Here is a 20,485-nt window from a genome sequence, read left to right on the forward strand (position 1 = left end):
CTAGTAGTCGTTCAGCGTCACGAATCCGCCGAAGCCGGTGGCGACGCCCAGGCCGCTGTTGGTCATCAGCTGGTTCACGCCGGTGAAGGTGGCCGTGGCGTCCTGGCCGCCCAGGCCCAGTTCGTCGATGGCGCGCACCGAGACGTAGAAGGTGCCGGGACCGGGGGCGCTGAAGCGGATGTCCGGGCCGGGAAAGCGGGTCGAGGACACCGGCTGCGTGCCGTCGGCGTCGCGCGCCACGCGCACGACGTAGGCCTGTGCGCCGGGCACGGGCGGGAATGCGCTGGTCCAGCTGCCACCGCCGGCGCGCACCGGTTCGCCGAGCTGCGGCGCGGCGAGCAGAGGGCGCACGCCTGCGACGCTGCCATCGGCGCCGATGGCGGCGCCGTAGCCCCGGGCCACCGCCACCGGTTGCGCCGGCGCGGCGCCGGGGGCGTGCGGTTGCAGCCGCACGCTGCCTTCCAGCACTTCACTGCGCACGCCCTGGCTGCCGCTCTGCACGCGGAAACGCGTGCCGCGCACGCCCGTCACGGCCACCGGGGTGCGGACCTCGAAGCGGCCCACGCCCTGGCCGCCCGGCGCGACGCTGGATTCGACGCTGCCGCGTTCGACATGGATGACCGAGTCGGTCAGGTCAGTGCCTTCGAATTGGCGCAGGCGGGTCAGTTCGACGGCGCCGTCGGCCGGCAGCGTGAGCTTGGAGCCATCGGCCAGCTCGAGCGTCACGAAGCCGTTGGGGGCGGTCACGACCTTGCTGCCTTCGGCCACGTTGGCGCCCGGCTTGAGGGCCTGGCCGTCGAGGTTCGCCTGGCCGCTGACGTGGACCACGCGCGCATCGGCGGCGCGCTCCGGAATCATCGACAGGGGGATGCGCAGTTCCAGCCCGATGGGCAGGCGTTCGGGCGTGGCGACCTGGTTGAGCGACTGCAACGGGCTCCAGTTGGCCTGGTTGCGCGTGTAGGTCGCGGCGATGTTGATCAGCGTGTCGCCCTGGCGCACGCGGTAGATGAAGTTTTCTCCCAGCGCGCCCGCGGGTTGGCTGTGGGAGGGGATTGCGAGCAGCAGGCCGGAAAGCAGGGCAAGCAAAGAAAGCGCGCGGCAGCGGCTCATGTCGTTCAAATCTCCAGGTAATGCCGCCAGGCGCTAAGGCGCGGAGGGCGGGCTATCTTCGGACGCGGATATCAATTCCAGCCGGTAGCCGAGCGCATAGGACGAGCTCAGGCGCACGCCGTGTTCCGGGCGCAGTTGCAGCTTCTGCCGGATGTTCGACAGGTGCGTGTCGAGGGTGCGCGAGGTCGCGGGGATCTCGCGGTTCCAGACGCATTCGGCCAGCACGTCGCGCGACATGAGACGGCCGAGATTGCGGAAAAAGAGCAGGGCGAGCTCGAATTCCTTGGGCGCCAGCGCGACCGCCGCGCCATCGAGCAAGATCGTGCGCGCGGCGGGCTCGATGCGGTAGGCGGCCACGTCGAACGATTCGTCGGCGGGCTCGGCGATCTGGCTGCGGCGCAGCAGCGCCGCGACGCGCGCCAGCAGTTCCAGCGGCCGCAACGGCTTGACAATGTAGTCGTCGGCGCCGGCGCGCAGGCCCTCGACCAGGTCGTCCTCGCTGGAACGGTTGGTCAGGAAGATGACGGGCACGCGCGGGCCGATGTTGGCGCGCAGCCAGCGCACCACATCATCGCCATCGATATCGGGCAGGTGCCAGTCCAGCAGCACCAGGTCGAATGTTTCAGTGCGCAAAGCGGCAAGCAGGTCGCGGCTTTGCTGATAGCTGGTGCAGGTATATCCGGCGGCGGTCAGGACTTGCTGGATACGTTTCGCCTGGTCCAGGTCGTCTTCCAGCGACGCGATTTTCATCAGACGTGGTCTCGCGAAGGTTGGCTGTGCAAGCGCGCCCTGTGGCGCCCTACTGCAAGAAGAAGAAAGGATTGTGTAATGGAATGATAACTCGCGTCGCGTCACTGTTGGCTACGTTGTGCCAAGAACTGTCAAACATTGCAAACTTGACGAATCTTGACTGGAGTTGTTGCACAACAACAGGCCACACTGTCCCGACCCCTCCCGTCAACCGGCGCAGTCTGCTGGGCGCGGCAGGGGCAGATGGGATGGAAAGAACCTATGAATCAATTGCGCGTACTGATGATGTCGCCGGACGAGGCTGCACGTAACACCGCTGTGTCCGCACTGCTTCAAGCTGGAATTTCGGCCCGCGGCTGCTCGACTTCCCTGGAATTGTTTGGCCTGCTCAGCAACAGCCCCTACGACGCCGTGGTGCTGAACGTGGGCACCCTCGGTGAAATCGGCTATGCCCTGGTGGCCCGCCTGCACGGCTCGTCGCCGATGGGTATCGTGGTGATGGGCAACAACCTGTCCCTGGATACCCGCCTGCGTTGCCTGCAGAGCGGCGCGGACGCCTGCCTGCCGCCGCCGCACGACCCTCGCGAACTGGCCTGCATCCTGCTGGCGCTGGCGCGGCGCCTGCCGGCCGGGCAGGACAGCCTGACGACCGAGGAGCCGACCCTCGGCCAGTGGGAATTGCGCGACCAGGGCTGGACCCTGGCGGCGCCGTCCGGCACCACGATTTCCCTGTCGGCCAATGAACGCCTGATCGTGCGCTCGCTGCTCGAGGTGGCGGGCAGGGCGGTCGGCCGCAACGAACTGGGCGACGAACTGCGCCAGGAAGGCGGCGGCGCGCGTTCCAGTGGCACGCGCAGCATCGACGTGATCGTCAGCCGCCTGCGCCGCAAGGCCGAAATGGCGGGACTGATGCTGCCGATCCGCACCGTCTACGGCAGCGGCTACCTGTTCGCCGACCAATAGCGGCCTGCCGCGCGCCGCGGGACGGTTCCCCACAAAGTCCCGGCGCCGGCTACACTGCCAGCCAGTCCGCCGCCGCCGCGTGGCGTTCCCGGCCCTGGCAGGAGGCCTTTTCCTGGCCTGGCGCTCCCCGCGCCCAAGACCGCATGCCCACGTCGTCAATTTGGCCCCAATTTTGCCGACCTGGGCCGGACCTGCGCCTAACAGGCCGTCTTTTGCCGCCAACGTGCCCGCGCGCAACGCTTACAAAAGTTTTTGACAGTGCGCCGGAATCTAAGCTATGCTAAAGGGCTTACTGCTTTAATCGCGCGCAAAGTCGATGCCAGGACTGGCATTTGAGGCGCCAGGAAGACAGGTCCGGCCAATCACCCAAGCGAAGCCTTCGTGCCCAGCTTGGCGGCCCAAGACCGAAGGGGTGCGTCACGAGCCCCCGTCAACCAGCGCCGCCATCTCCGAAGCATCCGGTTTGTGCGTTTGTCATGGTTTGTTGGCAAGCCCGCTCTTTTACGTATTTGAACGTTTGAGGCGGTTTTGCGCGAGCCGCCTTCTCAGAGAGTCATCACTCGAAGAGACGAGTACGTAAGTACTTACCAGTGGTACGTAAAAGGGATTTCAAAGGTCATGCCTACCATTAGCCAACTCGTGCGCAAGCCGCGCGAAGTCAGCATCATCAAAAGCAAGAGCCCCGCGCTCGAAAACTGCCCGCAACGCCGCGGCGTGTGCACTCGCGTGTACACCACCACCCCCAAGAAGCCGAACTCCGCTCTGCGTAAGGTTGCCAAAGTGCGTCTGACCAACGGTTACGAAGTCATTTCGTACATCGGCGGTGAAGGCCACAACCTGCAAGAGCACTCGGTGGTTCTGGTGCGTGGCGGTCGTGTGAAGGACTTGCCCGGTGTGCGTTATCACATCGTGCGCGGTTCCCTCGACCTGCAAGGCGTCAAGGATCGCAAGCAAGCGCGCTCGAAGTACGGCGCCAAGCGCCCGAAGAAGGCCTAAGGGTTCGCAACGCGAATCAGCAGTACCCCCGCGTGGCGGCCATCCGTCATTAGGGAAGTGCAACCGCGCCAACCAGGAAATGGGAAGGTGCGCGGCACGTAAGGGGTCGTCCCAGTGGACGGCCATGGCCGTGTAATGAAACACGGTTCAACTGAACAGACACAAGGAAGCAACAATGCCCCGTCGTCGCGAAGTACCCAAGCGCGAGATCCTGCCCGATCCCAAGTTCGGCAGCGTCGAGCTCGCCAAGTTCATGAACGTCGTCATGCTGGACGGCAAGAAGGCCGTCGCCGAGCGCATCGTCTACGGTGCCCTCGAGCAAGTGCAAACCAAGACCGGCAAGGAGCCGATCGAAGTTTTCAGCCTGGCGATCAACAACATCAAGCCGATCGTCGAAGTGAAGAGCCGCCGCGTTGGCGGTGCCAACTACCAAGTGCCGGTTGAAGTGCGCCCCGTGCGCCGCCTGGCCCTGGCTATGCGTTGGCTCCGTGAAGCCGCCAAGAAGCGTGGCGAGAAGTCGATGGATCTGCGTCTTGCTGGCGAACTGATCGACGCCTCCGAAGGTCGTGGCGCCGCGATGAAGAAGCGCGAAGACACGCACAAGATGGCCGAGGCCAACAAGGCCTTCAGCCATTTCCGCTGGTAATTTAAGGACTAACCCACCATGGCCCGCAAAACCCCGATCGAGCGCTATCGCAACATTGGCATCTCTGCGCACATCGATGCAGGGAAAACCACCACGACCGAACGTATCCTGTTCTACACCGGCGTCAATCACAAGATTGGCGAAGTGCATGATGGCGCCGCCACCATGGACTGGATGGAACAAGAGCAAGAGCGTGGCATCACCATTACGTCGGCTGCTACGACGGCGTTTTGGCGTGGCATGGCCGGCAACTACCCCGAGCACCGCATCAACATCATCGACACCCCGGGGCACGTGGACTTCACCATCGAGGTGGAACGTTCCATGCGCGTCCTGGACGGTGCTTGCATGGTCTACTGCGCGGTGGGTGGTGTTCAGCCCCAGTCCGAAACCGTGTGGCGTCAAGCCAACAAGTACGGCGTGCCGCGTCTGGCGTTCGTCAACAAGATGGACCGTACCGGCGCGAACTTCTTCAAGGTCTATGACCAGCTGAAGACGCGTCTGCGCGCGAACCCCGTGCCCATCGTGATCCCCATCGGCGCCGAAGACACGTTCCAAGGCGTGGTCGACCTGGTCAAGATGAAGGCGATCATCTGGGACGAAGCCAGCCAAGGCACCAAGTTCGACTACAAGGACATTCCGGCCGAGCTGGAAGGCACTGCCAACGAATGGCGCGAAAAGCTGGTTGAAGCCGCCGCCGAATCGTCGGAAGAGCTGATGAACAAGTACCTGGAAACGGGTTCGCTGGACGAGGCCGAGATCAACCTGGCCATCCGTCAACGCACTATCGCTGGCGAAATCCAGCCGATGCTGTGTGGCACCGCTTTCAAGAACAAGGGCGTGCAGCGCATGCTGGACGCGGTCATCGACTACCTGCCTTCGCCCGTGGACATTCCCCCGGTCGACGGTCAGGACGACGACGGCAATGCCGTGCAGCGCACTGCCGACGACGGCGAGAAGTTCTCGGCCCTGGCGTTCAAGCTGATGAGCGATCCGTTCGTGGGTCAGCTGACCTTCGTGCGCGTTTACTCGGGCGTCCTGAAGTCGGGCGACACGGTCTACAACCCCATCAAGGGCAAGAAGGAACGTATCGGCCGCATCCTGCAGATGCACGCGAACAACCGCGAGGAAATCAAGGAAGTTCTGGCTGGCGACATCGCCGCCGTCGTGGGCCTGAAGGACGTGACGACCGGCGAAACGCTGTGCGACATCGACTCCCACATCCTGCTCGAACGCATGGTGTTCCCGGAGCCCGTGATCTCGCAGGCCGTCGAACCCAAGTCGAAGGCTGACCAGGAAAAGATGGGTCTGGCGCTGTCGCGTCTGGCTCAGGAAGATCCGTCGTTCCGCGTGCGCAGCGACGAAGAATCCGGCCAAACCATCATTTCCGGCATGGGCGAGCTGCACCTGGAAATTCTGGTCGACCGCATGAAGCGCGAATTCGGCGTGGAAGCGAACGTCGGCAAGCCCCAGGTGGCCTACCGCGAAACGATCCGCAAGACCTGCGAAGAAGTCGAAGGCAAGTTCGTCAAGCAGTCGGGCGGTCGCGGCCAGTACGGTCACGTGGTCCTGAAGGTCGAACCGCTCCAGCCGGGCGGCGGCTACGAGTTCGTCGACGCCATCAAGGGCGGTGTGGTTCCTCGCGAATACATCCCCGCGGTGGACAAGGGCATCCAGGAAACGCTGCCTGCCGGCATCCTGGCCGGTTACCCGGTCGTGGACGTCAAGGTCACGCTGTTCTTCGGTTCGTACCACGATGTGGACTCGAACGAAAACGCGTTCAAGATGGCCGGCTCGATGGCGTTCAAGGAAGGCATGCGCAAGGCTAGCCCCGTGCTGCTGGAACCGATGATGGCCGTTGAAGTCGAAACGCCTGAAGACTACGCCGGTACCGTGATGGGCGATCTGTCCTCGCGTCGCGGCATGGTTCAGGGCATGGACGACATGGTTGGTGGTGGCAAGACCATCAAGGCCGAAGTTCCGCTGGCCGAGATGTTCGGTTACGCCACGAACCTGCGTTCGCTGACGCAAGGCCGTGCCACGTACACGATGGAATTCAAGCATTACTCCGAGGCCCCCAAGAACGTCGCTGACGAAGTCATCGCCGCTCGGGCCAAGTAAATAACCCTTTGCCGGGTCCGCCCCATCCGGGCGGTCCCGGCAGAAACCAAAGTTTCCTTGAAAGTCAAAGGATAGAGATCATGGCAAAAGGTAAGTTCGAACGCACCAAGCCGCACGTGAACGTCGGCACGATCGGTCACGTTGACCACGGCAAAACGACGTTGACGGCGGCGATCACGACCGTTCTGTCGACCAAGTTCGGCGGCGAAGCCAAGGGCTACGACCAGATCGACGCGGCTCCTGAAGAAAAGGCACGCGGCATCACGATCAACACGGCTCACGTCGAGTACGAAACGGAAGCGCGTCACTACGCGCACGTTGACTGCCCGGGCCACGCTGACTACGTCAAGAACATGATCACGGGCGCCGCCCAGATGGACGGCGCGATCCTGGTCGTGTCGGCCGCTGACGGCCCGATGCCGCAAACGCGTGAACACATCCTGCTGAGCCGCCAGGTTGGCGTGCCGTACATCATCGTCTTCCTGAACAAGGCCGACATGGTTGACGACGCCGAGCTGCTGGAGCTGGTGGAAATGGAAGTTCGCGAACTTCTGTCGAAGTACGACTTCCCGGGCGATGACACCCCGATCGTGAAGGGTTCGGCCAAGCTGGCGCTGGAAGGCGACAAGGGCGAACTGGGCGAGCAAGCGATCCTGTCGCTGGCCCAAGCCCTGGACACCTACATCCCGACGCCCGAGCGTGCCGTTGACGGCGCGTTCCTGATGCCGGTTGAAGACGTGTTCTCGATCTCGGGTCGCGGCACCGTGGTGACCGGCCGTATCGAACGCGGCATCATCAAGGTCGGCGAAGAAATCGAAATCGTCGGTATCGTCCCGACGGTCAAGACGACTTGCACCGGCGTGGAAATGTTCCGCAAGCTGCTGGACCAAGGTCAAGCCGGCGACAACGTGGGCATCCTGCTGCGCGGCACCAAGCGTGAAGACGTCCAGCGCGGCCAGGTTCTGGCCAAGCCGGGCTCGATCACCCCGCACACGGACTTCACGTCCGAGGTGTACATCCTGTCCAAGGAAGAAGGCGGGCGCCACACCCCGTTCTTCAACGGCTATCGTCCCCAGTTCTACTTCCGCACGACGGACGTGACGGGCACGATCGACCTGCCGGCCGACAAGGAAATGGTTCTGCCGGGCGACAACGTGACGATGACCGTCAAGCTGCTGGCCCCGATCGCCATGGAAGAAGGCCTGCGTTTCGCCATCCGTGAAGGCGGTCGTACCGTCGGCGCCGGCGTCGTCGCCAAGATCCTGAAGTAATTCGGATCACTTAAGCAGCACACAACCAGCGGGGGCGCCTGCCGCCCTCGCCTCTCGTTCTTTAGGAAACGCCATGAAAAACCAAAAGATCCGTATCCGCTTGAAGGCTTTCGATTACAAGCTGATCGATCAATCGGCCGCTGAAATCGTCGACACCGCCAAGCGCACGGGCGCCGTTGTCCGCGGCCCGGTGCCGCTGCCCACGCGTATTCGCCGTTACGACGTGCTGCGTTCGCCGCACGTCAACAAGACGTCGCGTGACCAGTTCGAAATCCGTACCCATCAGCGCCTGATGGACATCGTTGATCCCACCGACAAGACCGTTGACGCCCTGATGCGTCTGGACCTGCCGGCCGGCGTCGACGTCGAAATCGCGCTGCAGTAAGGCGTATCGCGAGTCCGCTACCTTCGCCAGTGGACTTGTGCAGAATGGCCGCAATCCTTCGGGACTGCGGCCATTTGTTTTTGCGCCACAGCCCGGCGCGCGGGCGGCGGGGCAGGGGCCTATTTAGGCTAAGTGCTTGTGCTGCCTGAAAAAAACATGCTAATATGCCAAGCTTGCCATTTTGTGGCAGGTCTAACTATGGTGAGGCGCGCAAATCCGGGATTTTCCGGGTGGGCAACCCCAAGCCAGGTTGAACATAGTCGTAGGGCAAAGGCCGTTACCTTTTGCCTGATTAGCCCCGACCAATCGCAGTCGGGAATGGAGAAAACGATGTCGAATTCGACACCCACGCCCGCCGCTCATCGGCTGGGGCTGGTGGGTCGCAAGGTCGGCATGACCCGCATTTTTACCGAGGAAGGTGAATCCATCCCGGTGACCGTGCTGGACGTGTCGAACAACCGCGTGACCCAAGTTAAGTCGCTGGAAACCGACGGCTACGCCGCGATCCAGGTGGCTTATGGCGCTCGTCGCGCCTCGCGCGTGCCGCAAGCACAAACGGGCCACTACGCCAAGGCCGGCGTTGAAGCCGGTAGCATCCTCAAAGAATTCCGCCTTGATCCCGCCCGCGCCGCTGAATTTGCGGCTGGTTCCGTGATCGCCGTGGAATCGGTGTTCGAAGCCGGCCAACAGGTCGACGTCACGGGCACCACGATTGGTAAGGGCTTCGCCGGTACCATCAAGCGCCACAACTTCGGCTCGCAACGCGCTTCGCACGGTAACTCGCGTTCGCACCGCGTTCCCGGCTCGATCGGCCAAGCTCAAGATCCGGGCCGTATTTTCCCGGGTAAGCGCATGGCGGGTCACCTGGGTGATGTCACCCGCACCGTTCAAAACCTCGACGTCGTTCGCGTTGACGTTGAGCGCGGCCTGCTGCTGGTCAAGGGCGCTGTCCCCGGCCACGCTGGCGCCGACATCGTCGTGCGTCCGGCCATCAAGGCCCCGGCCAAGAAGGGAGCGTAAGTAAATGGATCTCAAGCTCCTGAACGACCAAGGTCAGGCCGCGACTTTCAGCGCGCCCGACACGATCTTCGGCCGTGACTTCAACGAAGCGCTGATTCATCAGATCGTGGTGGCTTTCCAAGCCAATGCCCGTGCCGGCAACCGCGCTCAGAAGGATCGCTCGGAAGTCAAGCACTCGACCAAGAAGCCCTGGCGCCAGAAGGGTACCGGCCGCGCTCGCGCCGGTATGACCTCGTCGCCGCTGTGGCGTGGCGGTGGTCGGATTTTCCCGAACTCGCCGGAAGAGAACTTCAGCCAGAAGGTCAACAAGAAGATGTACCGCGCCGGGATCCGCTCGATCCTGTCGCAACTGGCTCGCGAAGACCGCATCGCCGTCGTCGAATCGTTCGATCTGGAATCGCCCAAGACCAAGGCTGCCGCTGCAAAGCTGAAGAGCCTGGGCCTGGACTCGGTCCTGATCATCACCGACAACGTTGATGAAAATGTTTACCTCGCCACCCGCAACCTGCCGCATGTTGCCGTTGTCGAGCCCCGTTATGCCGATCCGTTGTCGCTGGTCCACTACAAGAAAGTGCTGATCACCAAGCCGGCCATCGCTCAACTCGAGGAGATGCTGGGATGAACGCTGAACGCTTGATGCAAGTCATTCTGGCTCCGATCGTGACCGAAAAGGCCACGTTCGTCGCTGAGAAGAATCAGCAAGTCGCTTTCCGTGTCGTGGCTGACGCTACCAAGCCGGAAATCAAGGCTGCCGTCGAACTGCTCTTCAAGGTGCAGGTCGAGTCCGTGCAGGTCCTCAACCGTAAGGGCAAAGTCAAGCGCTTTGGCCGATTCGTTGGCCGCCGTCGCAATGAGCGCAAGGCTTACGTGTCGCTCAAGGACGGCCAGGAAATCGACTTTGCGGAGGTGAAGTAAATGGCCCTCGTAAAAGTTAAGCCGACTTCGGCTGGCCGCCGTGGCATGGTGAAGGTTGTCAGCCCGAACCTGCACAAGGGTGAGCCCTACGCGCCGCTGCTGGAAAAGAAGACCCGTGGTTCGGGCCGTAACAACAACGGTCACATCACGATCCGCCACCGTGGCGGCGGTCACAAGCAGCACTACCGTGTCGTCGACTTCCGTCGCGACAAGGACGGCATCCCCGCGAAGGTCGAGCGTCTGGAATATGACCCCAACCGTACGGCGCACATCGCTCTGCTGTGCTACGCCGACGGCGAGCGTCGTTACATCATCGCTCCGCGCGGCCTGGAAGTGGGCGCCACGCTGATCTCGGGCATCGAAGCCCCGATCCGCGCCGGCAACACGCTGCCGATCCGCAACATCCCGGTGGGTACGACGATTCACTGCGTCGAAATGCTGCCCGGCAAGGGTGCCCAGATGGTCCGTTCGGCCGGCGCTTCCGCCGTCCTGCTGGCCCGCGAAGGTACCTACGCTCAAGTGCGTCTGCGCTCGGGTGAAGTCCGCCGTGTGCACATCGAGTGCCGTGCCACCATCGGTGAAGTCGGTAACGAAGAACACAGCCTGCGCCAAATCGGCAAGGCCGGTGCAATGCGTTGGCGCGGTATTCGCCCGACGGTTCGTGGCGTCGCCATGAACCCGGTCGATCACCCGCACGGTGGCGGCGAAGGCCGTACCGGTGAAGCACGCGAACCGGTCAGCCCGTGGGGCACCCCGGCGAAGGGTTTCAAGACCCGTCGCAACAAGCGGACGAACAATATGATCGTCCAACGGCGCAAGCGCAAGTAAGAGGCGAACACTATGTCACGTTCGATCAAGAAAGGCCCGTTTGTCGATGCTCACCTGATCAAAAAGGTGGACACGGCCGTCGCGGGCAAAGACAAGAAGCCGATCAAGACCTGGTCGCGTCGCTCGACGATCCTGCCCGAGTTCATCGGTCTGACGATCGCTGTGCACAACGGCAAGCAGCATGTTCCCGTTTACATCAACGAGAACATGGTCGGTCACAAGCTGGGCGAGTTCGCGCTGACCCGTACGTTCAAGGGTCACGCCGCGGACAAGAAGGCGAAGAGGTAAGCGATGGAAACTACTGCCATTATCCGTGGGGTTCACATCTCCGCTCAAAAGACGCGTCTGGTTGCGGATCTGATCCGCGGTCAGAAGGTCGGCCGTGCGCTCGAGATCCTCACCTTCTCGCCGAAGAAGGCCGCCGTCATCCTGAAGAAGGCTGTCGAGTCCGCCATCGCCAACGCCGAGCACAACGACGGTGCCGATATCGACGAACTGAAAGTCACCACGATCTTCGTGGACAAGGCTCAGTCGATGAAGCGCTTCTCCGCTCGCGCCAAGGGCCGCGGCAACCGTATCGAGAAGCAGACCTGCCACATCACGGTCAAGGTCGGAGCTTAAGGAGTCACGATGGGTCAGAAAATTCACCCCACTGGGTTCCGTCTCGCGGTCACCCGTAATTGGTCCTCGCGTTGGTTCGCCGACGACAAGGCCTTCGGCAGCATGCTGGCCGAAGACATCCGTGTCCGCGAGTACCTGAAGAAGAAGCTCAAGAGCGCCTCCGTCGGTCGCGTGATCATCGAGCGTCCCGCCAAGAATGCCCGCATCACCGTCTACTCGGCTCGTCCGGGCGTGGTGATCGGCAAGCGCGGCGAAGACATCGAAAGCCTGAAGGCTGATCTGCAGCGCCTGATGGGCGTGCCCGTGCACGTCAACATCGAAGAAATCCGCAAGCCGGAAACCGATGCTCAACTGATCGCCGACTCGATCTCGCAACAGCTCGAGAAGCGCATCATGTTCCGTCGCGCCATGAAGCGCGCGATGCAGAACGCCATGCGTCTGGGTGCCCAAGGCATCAAGATCATGAGCTCGGGCCGTCTGAACGGTATCGAAATTGCTCGCACCGAGTGGTATCGCGAAGGCCGTGTGCCGCTGCACACCCTCAAGGCCAACATCGACTACGGCACCTCCGAAGCCCACACCACGTACGGCGTGATCGGCATCAAGGTCTGGGTCTACAAGGGCGACATGCTGGCCAACGGCGAATTGCCGCCGGAAACCGCCGCCCCGCGTGAAGAAGAACGTCGTCCGCGCCGCGCTCCGCGTGGTGATCGTCCGGACGGTGCTCGCACCGGTCGTCCGGGTGGTCGTGGCCGTGGTCCCCGCAAGGCGGACGCTGCTCCGGCGCCTGAAGGAGAATAACCATGCTGCAACCCTCTCGCAGAAAGTATCGCAAAGAGCAGAAGGGCCGCAACACCGGTCTGGCGACCCGTGGTACCCACGTGTCGTTCGGCGAATACGGTCTGAAGGCCACCGGCCGTGGCCGTCTGACCGCTCGCCAGATCGAAGCCGCTCGTCGTGCCATCAACCGTCACATCAAGCGCGGCGGCCGCATCTGGATTCGCATTTTCCCGGATAAGCCCATCTCGCAGAAGCCTGCCGAAGTCCGTATGGGTAACGGTAAGGGCAACCCGGAGTACTGGGTCGCCGAGATTCAGCCCGGCAAGGTGCTCTACGAAATGGAAGGGGTTAGCGAAGAGCTCGCGCGTGAAGCTTTCCGCCTGGCCGCTGCCAAGCTGCCGATTTCGACCACGTTCGTCGCGCGTCATATCGGTGCTTAAGGAGTACTAAGACATGAAAGCCAGCGAACTCCGTTCGAAAGACGCCGCCGAGCTCGGCAAAGAGCTCGAAAGCCTGCTGAAGGCACAATTCGGTCTGCGTATGCAGAAGGCCACGCAGCAGCTTGCCAACACCAGCCAGCTGCGTAACGTGCGCCGCGACATCGCGCGCGTGCGTACCTTGCTGACCGAGAAGGCAGGGAAATAAAGATGAGCGAAACTCAAAACACCCAAGTGGCCAAGCGCCAGCGTACGCTGGTCGGCAAGGTCGTCAGCAACAAGATGGACAAGACTGTCGTCGTTCTGGTTGAACGCCGCGTCAAGCACCCCATCTTCGGCAAGATCATCATGCGTTCCGCGAAGTACAAGGCGCACGATGAGTCGAACCAGTACAACGAAGGCGATACGGTTGAAATCGCTGAAGGCCGTCCCATCTCGCGCTCGAAGTCGTGGCGCGTGGTGCGTCTGGTTGAAGCCGCACGTATCATCTAAGTGCCAGCTTTCGGAGCGGTTCGCCGTTCCGGGCTAGAAAGGCAAGGGCTCAGGCCCTTGCCTTTTTTTTGCGATAAATATCGTCATCGGGCGTTTTATTTCCGGTATTTTTCCCATCTGGCCCCCAGATCGGACTCTCCGGTAGAATCAGCTATTACGCCACGCTGACTCCAGATCCCGCCGTGACTCCCGAATACAGTCTGCTCTCGTTGAATCAGGTGTGGGCAATGCTGGCCGCCCGCGCGCGGTTGGTCGCCCGGGTGACCCTGGCGACGCTGGCGCTGACCTGCCTGTTGCTGCTGGTGCTGCCACGCGTGTGGACGGCATCGTCGGACGTCTTCATCGACTACCGCGAAAACGACCCGATCAACGGACGCTCGTTTTCGGCGCTGCTCGACGAAAGCTATATGCAGACGCAGATCGACATGATCCGCAGCCAGGCGGTCGCCGACCACGTGATCTCCACCCTGGAGCTGCTGTCCGGACCGGACGCGTCGCAGGGCACCAAGGCGCACAACGAACTGGTCGCCTACATCCGTCGCAACCTGGAAGTCGTCAAGCAGCAGAACAGCCGCGTGCTGACGGTGTCGTTCTCGGCCGATACGCCGCAGAAGGCGCGTGAGTTCACCAATGCGGTGGTCAATTCCTATCTCGCGGTCAGCCAGAACATCTCGTCGGCGGCGGCGCGCGCGCGCAGCGAACAGTACACGGCGCAGCTGGAGCAGTTGCGCGGCGAAGTCGACGCCATCCAGGACAAGCTGACGCGCTACCAGCAGGAAACCGGCATCGTCGACACGGAACAGACCGGCGGCGATATCGACGTGCGCAGCCTGAACGACATGACGACCTCGATGCTGGCGCTGGATTCGCAGCTGGAAGCGGCGAAGGCGCGCAACGAAACCACCGAGCGCCTGCTCAAGAGCGGCATTCGTCCCGAGGACCTGCCCGAGGTGGGGCAGGTCGCGCCCATCAATGACCTGCGCAACGGCCTGACGGTGGTGGAACACCAGCTCGGCCAGCTGCGCGGTTCGCTGGGTCCGCGGCATCCGACCGTGGCCGGCCTGCTGGCCCAGCGGGCGCAGATGCAGGCCGACATCACGCGCCAGGCCAAGGCGACGATCGAGGCGCAACGCGGCGAACTCGAGCGCCTGCAGACCCAGAAGGCGGCGCTGCAGCGCGATATCGATGCGCAGCGCGCCAAGGTGCTGGAGCAGATGGCCAAGCGCGATCGCATCGCCGCCTACCGGCGCCAGTTCGCCGGCGTCGAGCAGGTCTACCAGACCGCGCTGCAGAAGTACGACAGCATCCTGATGGCCAGCAATATTTCCCTGCCCAACCTGGCGGTGCTGCGCGCGGCCGACATGCCGACCTCGCCGTCGCGTCCGAAGGTGCGCAGCAGCCTGGCGCTGGGCCTGGTGGTGGGCCTGCTGGCGGGCCTGGCGCTGGCGATGCTGCTGGAGCTGAGCCGGCGCCGCATTCGCTGCGCCGAAGACCTTGAGCGCAATACGCGCCAGCCCGTGCTGGGCCGCATCGGCCGCAACCCGACTCCCGCGACGGTGACGCCATGAGCGATTCCACGCTGCGTCCTTTGTTTGACCGCCTCAACCAGCAACAGGCTGACGAACCCGCTTCGAGCCAGGCGCCCGATACCGTGCCCGGCGAGAAGATGGGCGAGCGCTTCGTGCGCCTGGGCCTGCTGACCGAGGACCAGGTCCAGCACGTGGTGCAGTTGCAGCAGGCCGAGCGCCTGCGCTTCGGCCAGGCGGCCGTGAAGCTCGGTTTCGTGTCGGAAGCGCGCGTGCAGTCGGTGCTGGCCGAGCAATACCGCTATGACTACGCCTCGGCCCAGCATGGCGACATCCAGCTGGCGATCGCGGCCGCGCCGTTCAGCCGCGAGGCCGAGGCGATCCGCCAGGTGCGCGCCGAAATCTCGATCCGCCTGGAAGACCTGCCGCGCATCGCGGTGGCGGTGGTGAGCCCGGACGACAACGAGGGCCGCGCCTATCTGTCGGCCAGCCTGGCGCTGGCATTCGCGCAGACCGGCCGCCGCACGCTGCTGGTCAACGCCAACCTGCGCGCCAGCGGCCAGGACGACATCCTCGGCGGCGCCAGCGGCGCGGGCTTGTCCTCGATCCTGGCCGGACGCGCGCCGGCCGGCGACAGCCGCGCCGTGCCGGGCTTTCCGACGCTGGGCGTGCTGGACGCCGGACCGCAACCGCCCAACCCGGCCGAACTGCTGCGCGAGCCGGCGCTGGACCGACTGCTGGCGGCCTATGCCGATCAGTACGAAATCTTCATCGTGAACACGCCGGCGGCGGCGCATTCCTCGGACGCGCAGAGCATCGCGCGCCAGGTGGATGCCTGTGTGCTGGTGGCGCGCAAGGACGTGACGTCGCTGAGCGCCCTGACGCGCACCGCGGAGGTGCTGGAGACGGCCGGCGTGCGCGTGCTGGGCACGGTCTACAACGAATACGAGCCGGATGCCCCGCGGGGCTGGAAGGACCGGCTGCGCGCGCTCCTGCCGGCGCGGCTGCGGCGTTGAGGGGCACGGCCATGGGCGCGCCCGCGGTCGTGGCGGTTGGCGGACAGAGCCGGGGCGAGCGCTGGGCCGTCTGGCTGCTGGTGGGGCTGAGCCTGCTGTTCGCCATCGTGCCGGACACGCTGTCGGTCAACGCGGTGGGCCCGGAAGCCAACCACACCATCGAGCAGGGCTCGATGCTGCGCCAGGTGCAGTACGGGTCGCTGTTCCTGGGTGCGCTGTTCGTGCTCTGGCACCACGTGCGTCCGGCGCTGATGAACCTGCGTGCGTCCAACCTGTTCCTGATGCTGCTGGTGCTGTATTGCCTGGTCAGCGCGACCTGGTCGCCGTATCCGGACATCACCATCAAGCGCACCATCATTTTCGCGGGCCTGGTGCTGATCGGGCTGACCGTGGCGCCGCCGTTCAGCAGTCCGCGCCAGTTCCTGCGCGTCATCCTGGGCACCTACACGATCGTGCTGGTGCTGTCGTGCCTGGTGGCGGTGTTCATTCCGAGCATGGGGGTGGACACCCTGCTGGGCAATGCGTGGCGCGGCATCACCTGGCAGAAGAACATGCTGGGCTCGATCGCCGGCTTTGCCGTGCTGCTGTGGCTGCGCGAATGGCTGATGACGCCATCGATCCGGCGCATGAGCGCGGTGGGGCTGCTGTTCAGCGTATTCATGCTGGTGATGGCCAAGAGCGCCACCGCCATGCTGGTGACGGGACTGGGCGCCGGGGTCTACCTGCTGACGCGCAAGCGGTTCTTCGGCGGCCGCCATACCGGGCAGATCCTGATGCTGGGCGCGCTGCTGGTGGCGCTGTACTTCCTGCTGATGTTCTACGTGGCGGTGGGCCGCATGCCGCAGGTCGGCGACGTGGTGCTGGTGGTCACGTCGCTGTTCAACAAGAGCAATGACCTGACCGGCCGCGGCGAGATCTGGGCGCTGGTGGACATGGCGATTGCGCGGCATCCGGTCTGGGGCATTGGCTATAGCGCCTTCTGGGTGGGCGAAGGCGGTCCGGCGCAGTTCATCGCCGACAAGCTGGGCTGGCTGCCGGGACAGGCGCACAACGGCTACATCGATATCCTGCTGGACCTGGGCCAGGTCGGCATGGGGCTGTTCCTGGGCTGCCTGCTGTGGCACGTGGTCAGCATCATGCGCCTGTTCAAGATCGACCGCGAGGATGCGGCGATGCACCTGGGCATCTGCGTGACGATCATGGTCAGTAATTTCTCGGAAAGCCAGATCCTGCGCGACACCAACTTCCAGAACATCATGTTCATCTATTCGTCGCTGGCGATCAGCGGCCGCCTGGCGATGGAACGCTGGCGGCGGCGCGCGGCGGCGCAGCCCACGCCGACGCCGCCACCTGTTCGGGCCGCGGTCGCGCGGCCATATGCCGTCCGCCGGGAGCGCCAGGCATGATGCGCTGGCGCGCCGTGCTGGTTCTGGCGCTGATGTGGGTGATGGGCGCCGCGACGGCCGCGCCCGCGAGCTGGTTCGGCTTCGAGATGAATCCGGCGGCGCTGTCCGGCGCGCCGGATGTGTCGGCGCTGAACCGGCCGCTGGATGCGGCCTCGCGCATCGTCGTGCGCAACGGGCATTTCTATCGCGTCGGCGCTGACGGCCAGCCGGGCACGGGCGACGATGCGCGGGTGCGTTTCTTCGGCGTGAACCTGACGTTCGGCGCCAACTTCCCGGATCCGGTCGAGGCCACCGTGCTGGCGCGGCAGTTGCGCAAGCTGGGCTTCAACGCGGTGCGCCTGCATCATCTGGACTCGCTGCCGTCGGATTATCCGGACGCGCCGATCAGCATTCTGACGACGGGACCGTTTCCGACGTTCAGCCCGACGGCGGTGGCGCGGCTGCGCGGCCTGATCGAGGCGCTGGCGCGCGAGGGCATCTACGTCAACCTGAACCTGCACGTGGGCTATCGCTTCCGCCCGCGGGTGGACGGCCTGCCGGCGCTCGACGGCGGCGCCGAGATGCCGCCGCTGACGGCGCCGATCCATGTCTACGACCCGCGCCTGATCGCGATGCAGGAAGACTACGCGCGGCGGCTGATCCAGGCGTTGGGCCTGAAAGACAACCCGGCGCTTGCCATGGTCGAGCTCAACAACGAGTCGTCGCTGCTGGCGGCCTGGCTGGGGCCGGACTGGCTGGCGGCGATTCCGTCGGCCTACGCGCCCGAACTGCGCAAGCAGTGGCGGGCCTGGCTGATGCAGCGTCATGGGTCGCTGGCACAGGCCTGCGCGGCATGGGGCGGGTGCGCGGGCGGCAACGACAACGCGGTGGAGTTCCCGGTGCCGGGCCAGCAGCAGCCGCTTTACGAGAGCGGCCTGGCGCAGTTGCGCTCGGGGATCGCGCGGCGCGTCAACGCGCTGTTCGGCAGCGACGCCAAGCCGGACCTGCGCGAACGCGATTTTCTGCTGTTCCTGGCGGCGACCGACCAGGCCTATTTCGAGCGCCTGCGCCGCGTGGTGCACGAGAGCACCGACCCGAGGGTGCCGGTGACCGGCACGCAGATGGGCTATGGCGGCCTGCTGAATTTCGATTCCCAGGTCGCCATGGACTACATCGACGAGCACTTCTACGTCGGGCATCCGGACATCCGGGCCGACAATGACTGGCGCATCCCGGACCTGAGCGCCAGCGGCAACGAGTTCGACCGCGTGCTGGCCCTGTCGCTGCGGCGCGATGCCAAACGGCCCTTCGTGGTCAGTGAATTCAACCAGCCTTTCCCCAACCCGCGTGGTGCGGAGATCCTGCCGCTGATGAGCGCGGTCGGCGCGCTGCAGGACTGGGATGGCCTGTTCTATTTCGATTACAGCGACGCCCAGCGCCTGCCGCAATCGCCGTCGCGCTTCGCGCTGAGCGGCGACTGGGGGCGCCTGGCGCTGGCGGGCCAGAGCGCCCGGCTGTTCCGCCAGCCGCTGCTGGCCGCGCTGCCCGACGCGGTGACCCTGCCGGTGGGCCCGCAGCAGCGGCTGCAGCTGGGCGCCGACCGGCGCTTCGATGCGATCACTACCGGCCTGGCCGACGGCCTGGGCGTGAGGCCGCAATGGGCCCTGCAGGGACGGTTGGGGCTGGACCTGGGCGCGGCGCCCGGCGCGGCGCTGCCCGGCCTGCCGAACGCGACGCCGCTCTTGAACCATGATGCATCGGCCGGCCGCATCGTGATCGATGCGCCGGTACTGTGGGCCGTATTCGGCGCCACGGGCACCGGACGTATCGGTGGCCAGTCGGCGTGGATGCAGTTCGACGCGGCAGGCACGGCCAGCGCCATGCTGACGGCGCTGGACGGCCAGCCGCTGGCGCAGTCGCGGCACCTGCTCCTGAGCCTGGGCAACGACACCACCGGCACGCAGCCGGGTTCGATGCCGGCGCGGCCCAAGATGCGGGTGCCCTATCGCGGCCAAGGCGCGTGGTCCACGCTGGAGCCGGACGCCGGTTCCGCGGGCCCGTCCGGCAGCTACGCCACCCGCGCGCCGGCCTGGCTGCGCCGCACGCCGGCCATGCTGGGCCTGGCGCCGCGCACCGGCCGGCTGTCGGTCTATCCGCTGGATGGCGAAGGCCGCCGCCGGGCGTCGCTGCCGGCCGCCGACGCGGTCTCGGGCACCGATGGCGTGCGCGTGCGGGTGCAGACCCGCGATGACGGCGCCAGCCCCTGGTATGAACTGGTTTTCGAGGAAACGCCATGAGCGCCGGCCCCATCAGTGTGTGCATCGCCACCTACCGCCGTCCGGACATGCTGGACCAGTTGCTGGGCGACCTGGCGGCGCAGACCTTGGCGCCGTCGCAGATCGTGGTGGTGGACAACGATGCCGCGGGCAGCGCGCGCGCCGTGGTCGACGCCCGGCGCGACGCCTTCACGGCGCAGGGCGTGGCGCTGGACTACGCTATCCAGCCCGAGAAGAATATTTCATTGACCCGCAACATGACGGTCACGCTGGCGCGCGGCGACTGGCTGGCGATGATCGACGATGACGAGCGCGCGCCGGCCCAGTGGCTGGCGTTGCTGGCCGCGGCGGCCCGCGAATATGGCTCCGACGCGGTGCAGGCGCCGGTCGTGCCGGAGATTCCGCCGACCGCGCCGGACTGGATACGGCGCGGCCGTTTCTACGACTGGCCGCGCTTTCGCACCGGCGACGCGGTGCCGCGCAATGCGGTGCGCACCGGCAACTGCTTCATTGCCGCCAGCTGGCTGCGGCGCCAGGAGCAGGTCTTCAACCCGGCCTATGGCCTGACCGGGGGCGAGGACGGCGACCTGTTGATGCGACTGATGGGCCAGGGCGCGCGCATGGTCTGGTGCGACGAGGCCTATGTGATCGAACCCGTGCCCGAGAGCCGGATGCGGACCGGCTGGATCCTGAAGCGCGCCCTGCGCGGCGGCCAGGATTTCGCCATCCATTTCGAGGCGGGCCGGCTGGCCAACCGCCGTCCCGCGATCATGCGCCGCGTGGTGTTCTACGCGCGGGCGCTGGCGCAGATGGTGGTGGCGGGCATCCTGGCGCTGGTATCGTGGCCGCTGGGCCGGCATCGCGCGGTGCACTGGCTGGGCCGGGCCTACGCCAACTACGGAAAACTGTCCGTCCTGTGGGGCGGACATTACCAAGAGTACGCTTGA

General features: G+C 64.8%; 23 protein-coding genes. 21 read left to right on the top strand and 2 right to left on the bottom strand.

Translation table 11 applies throughout. The annotated features are described in order from the left end of the window. Entirely contained in the window at positions 1-1,110 is a 1,110-nt protein-coding gene (locus I6I07_RS07645) for a FecR domain-containing protein (RefSeq protein ID WP_198486206.1), read from the bottom strand. Positions 1,111-1,143: 33 nt separating this feature from the next. Continuing rightward, complete coding sequence (locus I6I07_RS07650; RefSeq protein ID WP_198486207.1) at positions 1,144-1,860, bottom strand: response regulator transcription factor; 717 nt, start codon at positions 1,858-1,860, stop codon at positions 1,144-1,146. 261 nt (positions 1,861-2,121) lie between these two features. On the opposite strand from I6I07_RS07650, the gene I6I07_RS07655 reads away from it, so the two are divergent. The 21 genes from I6I07_RS07655 to I6I07_RS07755 all read left to right on the top strand — a co-directional run bounded on the left by I6I07_RS07655 (position 2,122) and on the right by I6I07_RS07755 (position 20,485). Then, a complete protein-coding gene (locus tag I6I07_RS07655) occupies positions 2,122-2,823 on the top strand; it encodes a response regulator transcription factor (RefSeq protein ID WP_198486208.1) in 702 nt (233 codons plus the stop codon). Positions 2,824-3,441: 618 nt separating this feature from the next. Next, positions 3,442-3,819 (top strand): 30S ribosomal protein S12, encoded by a 378-nt coding sequence (gene rpsL / locus I6I07_RS07660; protein WP_005017264.1) that lies wholly within the window; start codon positions 3,442-3,444, stop codon positions 3,817-3,819. 175 nt (positions 3,820-3,994) lie between these two features. Next, positions 3,995-4,465: a 30S ribosomal protein S7 gene (rpsG, locus tag I6I07_RS07665; RefSeq protein WP_006216561.1), complete on the top strand. Its 471-nt coding sequence runs from the start codon at positions 3,995-3,997 to the stop codon at positions 4,463-4,465. 18 nt (positions 4,466-4,483) lie between these two features. Continuing rightward, positions 4,484-6,586: an elongation factor G gene (gene fusA / locus I6I07_RS07670; RefSeq protein ID WP_198486209.1), complete on the top strand. Its 2,103-nt coding sequence runs from the start codon at positions 4,484-4,486 to the stop codon at positions 6,584-6,586. An 80-nt stretch (positions 6,587-6,666) separates the two neighbouring features. Continuing rightward, entirely contained in the window at positions 6,667-7,857 is a 1,191-nt protein-coding gene (gene tuf, locus I6I07_RS07675) for an elongation factor Tu (protein ID WP_198486201.1), read from the top strand. Between the two features lie 73 nt (positions 7,858-7,930). After that, a complete protein-coding gene (rpsJ, locus tag I6I07_RS07680) occupies positions 7,931-8,242 on the top strand; it encodes a 30S ribosomal protein S10 (RefSeq protein WP_003806903.1) in 312 nt (103 codons plus the stop codon). Positions 8,243-8,572: 330 nt separating this feature from the next. Further along, positions 8,573-9,262, top strand: a complete 690-nt coding sequence (rplC, locus tag I6I07_RS07685; RefSeq protein ID WP_006392074.1) for a 50S ribosomal protein L3 — start codon at positions 8,573-8,575, stop codon at positions 9,260-9,262. Positions 9,263-9,266: 4 nt separating this feature from the next. After that, positions 9,267-9,884, top strand: coding sequence for a 50S ribosomal protein L4 (gene rplD, locus I6I07_RS07690; protein WP_006389605.1), 618 nt, complete (start codon positions 9,267-9,269; stop codon positions 9,882-9,884). Then, complete coding sequence (rplW, locus tag I6I07_RS07695) at positions 9,881-10,177, top strand: 50S ribosomal protein L23 (RefSeq protein WP_006216557.1); 297 nt, start codon at positions 9,881-9,883, stop codon at positions 10,175-10,177. Before rplD ends, rplW begins: the two co-directional genes overlap by 4 nt. Further along, complete coding sequence (rplB, locus tag I6I07_RS07700; protein ID WP_006392073.1) at positions 10,178-11,005, top strand: 50S ribosomal protein L2; 828 nt, start codon at positions 10,178-10,180, stop codon at positions 11,003-11,005. 12 nt (positions 11,006-11,017) lie between these two features. Further along, positions 11,018-11,293, top strand: a complete 276-nt coding sequence (gene rpsS / locus I6I07_RS07705; protein WP_006216555.1) for a 30S ribosomal protein S19 — start codon at positions 11,018-11,020, stop codon at positions 11,291-11,293. A gap of 3 nt (positions 11,294-11,296) precedes the next feature. Beyond that, positions 11,297-11,626 carry a 50S ribosomal protein L22 gene (gene rplV, locus I6I07_RS07710; protein ID WP_006227021.1) on the top strand — a complete coding sequence of 110 codons (330 nt, stop codon included), beginning with the start codon at positions 11,297-11,299 and terminating at the stop codon, positions 11,624-11,626. A 9-nt stretch (positions 11,627-11,635) separates the two neighbouring features. Next, a complete protein-coding gene (gene rpsC, locus I6I07_RS07715; protein ID WP_006389609.1) occupies positions 11,636-12,427 on the top strand; it encodes a 30S ribosomal protein S3 in 792 nt (263 codons plus the stop codon). A gap of 2 nt (positions 12,428-12,429) precedes the next feature. Next, positions 12,430-12,846 carry a 50S ribosomal protein L16 gene (gene rplP / locus I6I07_RS07720; RefSeq protein WP_006392071.1) on the top strand — a complete coding sequence of 139 codons (417 nt, stop codon included), beginning with the start codon at positions 12,430-12,432 and terminating at the stop codon, positions 12,844-12,846. Between the two features lie 13 nt (positions 12,847-12,859). Continuing rightward, positions 12,860-13,051, top strand: a complete 192-nt coding sequence (rpmC, locus tag I6I07_RS07725) for a 50S ribosomal protein L29 (protein WP_003806912.1) — start codon at positions 12,860-12,862, stop codon at positions 13,049-13,051. Between the two features lie 2 nt (positions 13,052-13,053). Beyond that, a complete protein-coding gene (gene rpsQ / locus I6I07_RS07730; RefSeq protein ID WP_006216549.1) occupies positions 13,054-13,335 on the top strand; it encodes a 30S ribosomal protein S17 in 282 nt (93 codons plus the stop codon). Positions 13,336-13,562: 227 nt separating this feature from the next. Beyond that, positions 13,563-14,903 (top strand): GumC family protein, encoded by a 1,341-nt coding sequence (locus tag I6I07_RS07735; protein ID WP_198486210.1) that lies wholly within the window; start codon positions 13,563-13,565, stop codon positions 14,901-14,903. Further along, positions 14,900-15,877, top strand: coding sequence for a CpsD/CapB family tyrosine-protein kinase (locus tag I6I07_RS07740; protein ID WP_198486211.1), 978 nt, complete (start codon positions 14,900-14,902; stop codon positions 15,875-15,877). Before I6I07_RS07735 ends, I6I07_RS07740 begins: the two co-directional genes overlap by 4 nt. Positions 15,878-15,888: 11 nt before the next feature. Next, complete coding sequence (locus I6I07_RS07745) at positions 15,889-17,283, top strand: O-antigen ligase family protein (protein WP_198486212.1); 1,395 nt, start codon at positions 15,889-15,891, stop codon at positions 17,281-17,283. Next, positions 17,280-19,559: a capsular biosynthesis protein gene (locus tag I6I07_RS07750; RefSeq protein WP_198486213.1), complete on the top strand. Its 2,280-nt coding sequence runs from the start codon at positions 17,280-17,282 to the stop codon at positions 19,557-19,559. Before I6I07_RS07745 ends, I6I07_RS07750 begins: the two co-directional genes overlap by 4 nt. Beyond that, positions 19,556-20,485: a glycosyltransferase family 2 protein gene (locus tag I6I07_RS07755; RefSeq protein ID WP_198486214.1), complete on the top strand. Its 930-nt coding sequence runs from the start codon at positions 19,556-19,558 to the stop codon at positions 20,483-20,485. Before I6I07_RS07750 ends, I6I07_RS07755 begins: the two co-directional genes overlap by 4 nt.

It is taken from the genome of Achromobacter deleyi, from assembly GCF_016127315.1.
Lineage (GTDB): Bacteria > Pseudomonadota > Gammaproteobacteria > Burkholderiales > Burkholderiaceae_B > Achromobacter > Achromobacter insuavis_A.

Bases quoted from the DNA above. Each gene is read 5' to 3' on its own strand.
- I6I07_RS07645 (WP_198486206.1), bottom strand. From the start codon at position 1,110: ATGAGCCGCTGCCGCGCGCTTTCTTTGCTTGCCCTGCTTTCCGGCCTG.
- I6I07_RS07650 (WP_198486207.1), bottom strand. From the start codon at position 1,860: ATGAAAATCGCGTCGCTGGAAGACGACCTGGACCAGGCGAAACGTATC.
- I6I07_RS07655 (WP_198486208.1), top strand. From the start codon at position 2,122: ATGAATCAATTGCGCGTACTGATGATGTCGCCGGACGAGGCTGCACGT.
- rpsL (WP_005017264.1), top strand. From the start codon at position 3,442: ATGCCTACCATTAGCCAACTCGTGCGCAAGCCGCGCGAAGTCAGCATC.
- rpsG (WP_006216561.1), top strand. From the start codon at position 3,995: ATGCCCCGTCGTCGCGAAGTACCCAAGCGCGAGATCCTGCCCGATCCC.
- fusA (WP_198486209.1), top strand. From the start codon at position 4,484: ATGGCCCGCAAAACCCCGATCGAGCGCTATCGCAACATTGGCATCTCT.
- tuf (WP_198486201.1), top strand. From the start codon at position 6,667: ATGGCAAAAGGTAAGTTCGAACGCACCAAGCCGCACGTGAACGTCGGC.
- rpsJ (WP_003806903.1), top strand. From the start codon at position 7,931: ATGAAAAACCAAAAGATCCGTATCCGCTTGAAGGCTTTCGATTACAAG.
- rplC (WP_006392074.1), top strand. From the start codon at position 8,573: ATGTCGAATTCGACACCCACGCCCGCCGCTCATCGGCTGGGGCTGGTG.
- rplD (WP_006389605.1), top strand. From the start codon at position 9,267: ATGGATCTCAAGCTCCTGAACGACCAAGGTCAGGCCGCGACTTTCAGC.
- rplW (WP_006216557.1), top strand. From the start codon at position 9,881: ATGAACGCTGAACGCTTGATGCAAGTCATTCTGGCTCCGATCGTGACC.
- rplB (WP_006392073.1), top strand. From the start codon at position 10,178: ATGGCCCTCGTAAAAGTTAAGCCGACTTCGGCTGGCCGCCGTGGCATG.
- rpsS (WP_006216555.1), top strand. From the start codon at position 11,018: ATGTCACGTTCGATCAAGAAAGGCCCGTTTGTCGATGCTCACCTGATC.
- rplV (WP_006227021.1), top strand. From the start codon at position 11,297: ATGGAAACTACTGCCATTATCCGTGGGGTTCACATCTCCGCTCAAAAG.
- rpsC (WP_006389609.1), top strand. From the start codon at position 11,636: ATGGGTCAGAAAATTCACCCCACTGGGTTCCGTCTCGCGGTCACCCGT.
- rplP (WP_006392071.1), top strand. From the start codon at position 12,430: ATGCTGCAACCCTCTCGCAGAAAGTATCGCAAAGAGCAGAAGGGCCGC.
- rpmC (WP_003806912.1), top strand. From the start codon at position 12,860: ATGAAAGCCAGCGAACTCCGTTCGAAAGACGCCGCCGAGCTCGGCAAA.
- rpsQ (WP_006216549.1), top strand. From the start codon at position 13,054: ATGAGCGAAACTCAAAACACCCAAGTGGCCAAGCGCCAGCGTACGCTG.
- I6I07_RS07735 (WP_198486210.1), top strand. From the start codon at position 13,563: ATGCTGGCCGCCCGCGCGCGGTTGGTCGCCCGGGTGACCCTGGCGACG.
- I6I07_RS07740 (WP_198486211.1), top strand. From the start codon at position 14,900: ATGAGCGATTCCACGCTGCGTCCTTTGTTTGACCGCCTCAACCAGCAA.
- I6I07_RS07745 (WP_198486212.1), top strand. From the start codon at position 15,889: ATGGGCGCGCCCGCGGTCGTGGCGGTTGGCGGACAGAGCCGGGGCGAG.
- I6I07_RS07750 (WP_198486213.1), top strand. From the start codon at position 17,280: ATGATGCGCTGGCGCGCCGTGCTGGTTCTGGCGCTGATGTGGGTGATG.
- I6I07_RS07755 (WP_198486214.1), top strand. From the start codon at position 19,556: ATGAGCGCCGGCCCCATCAGTGTGTGCATCGCCACCTACCGCCGTCCG.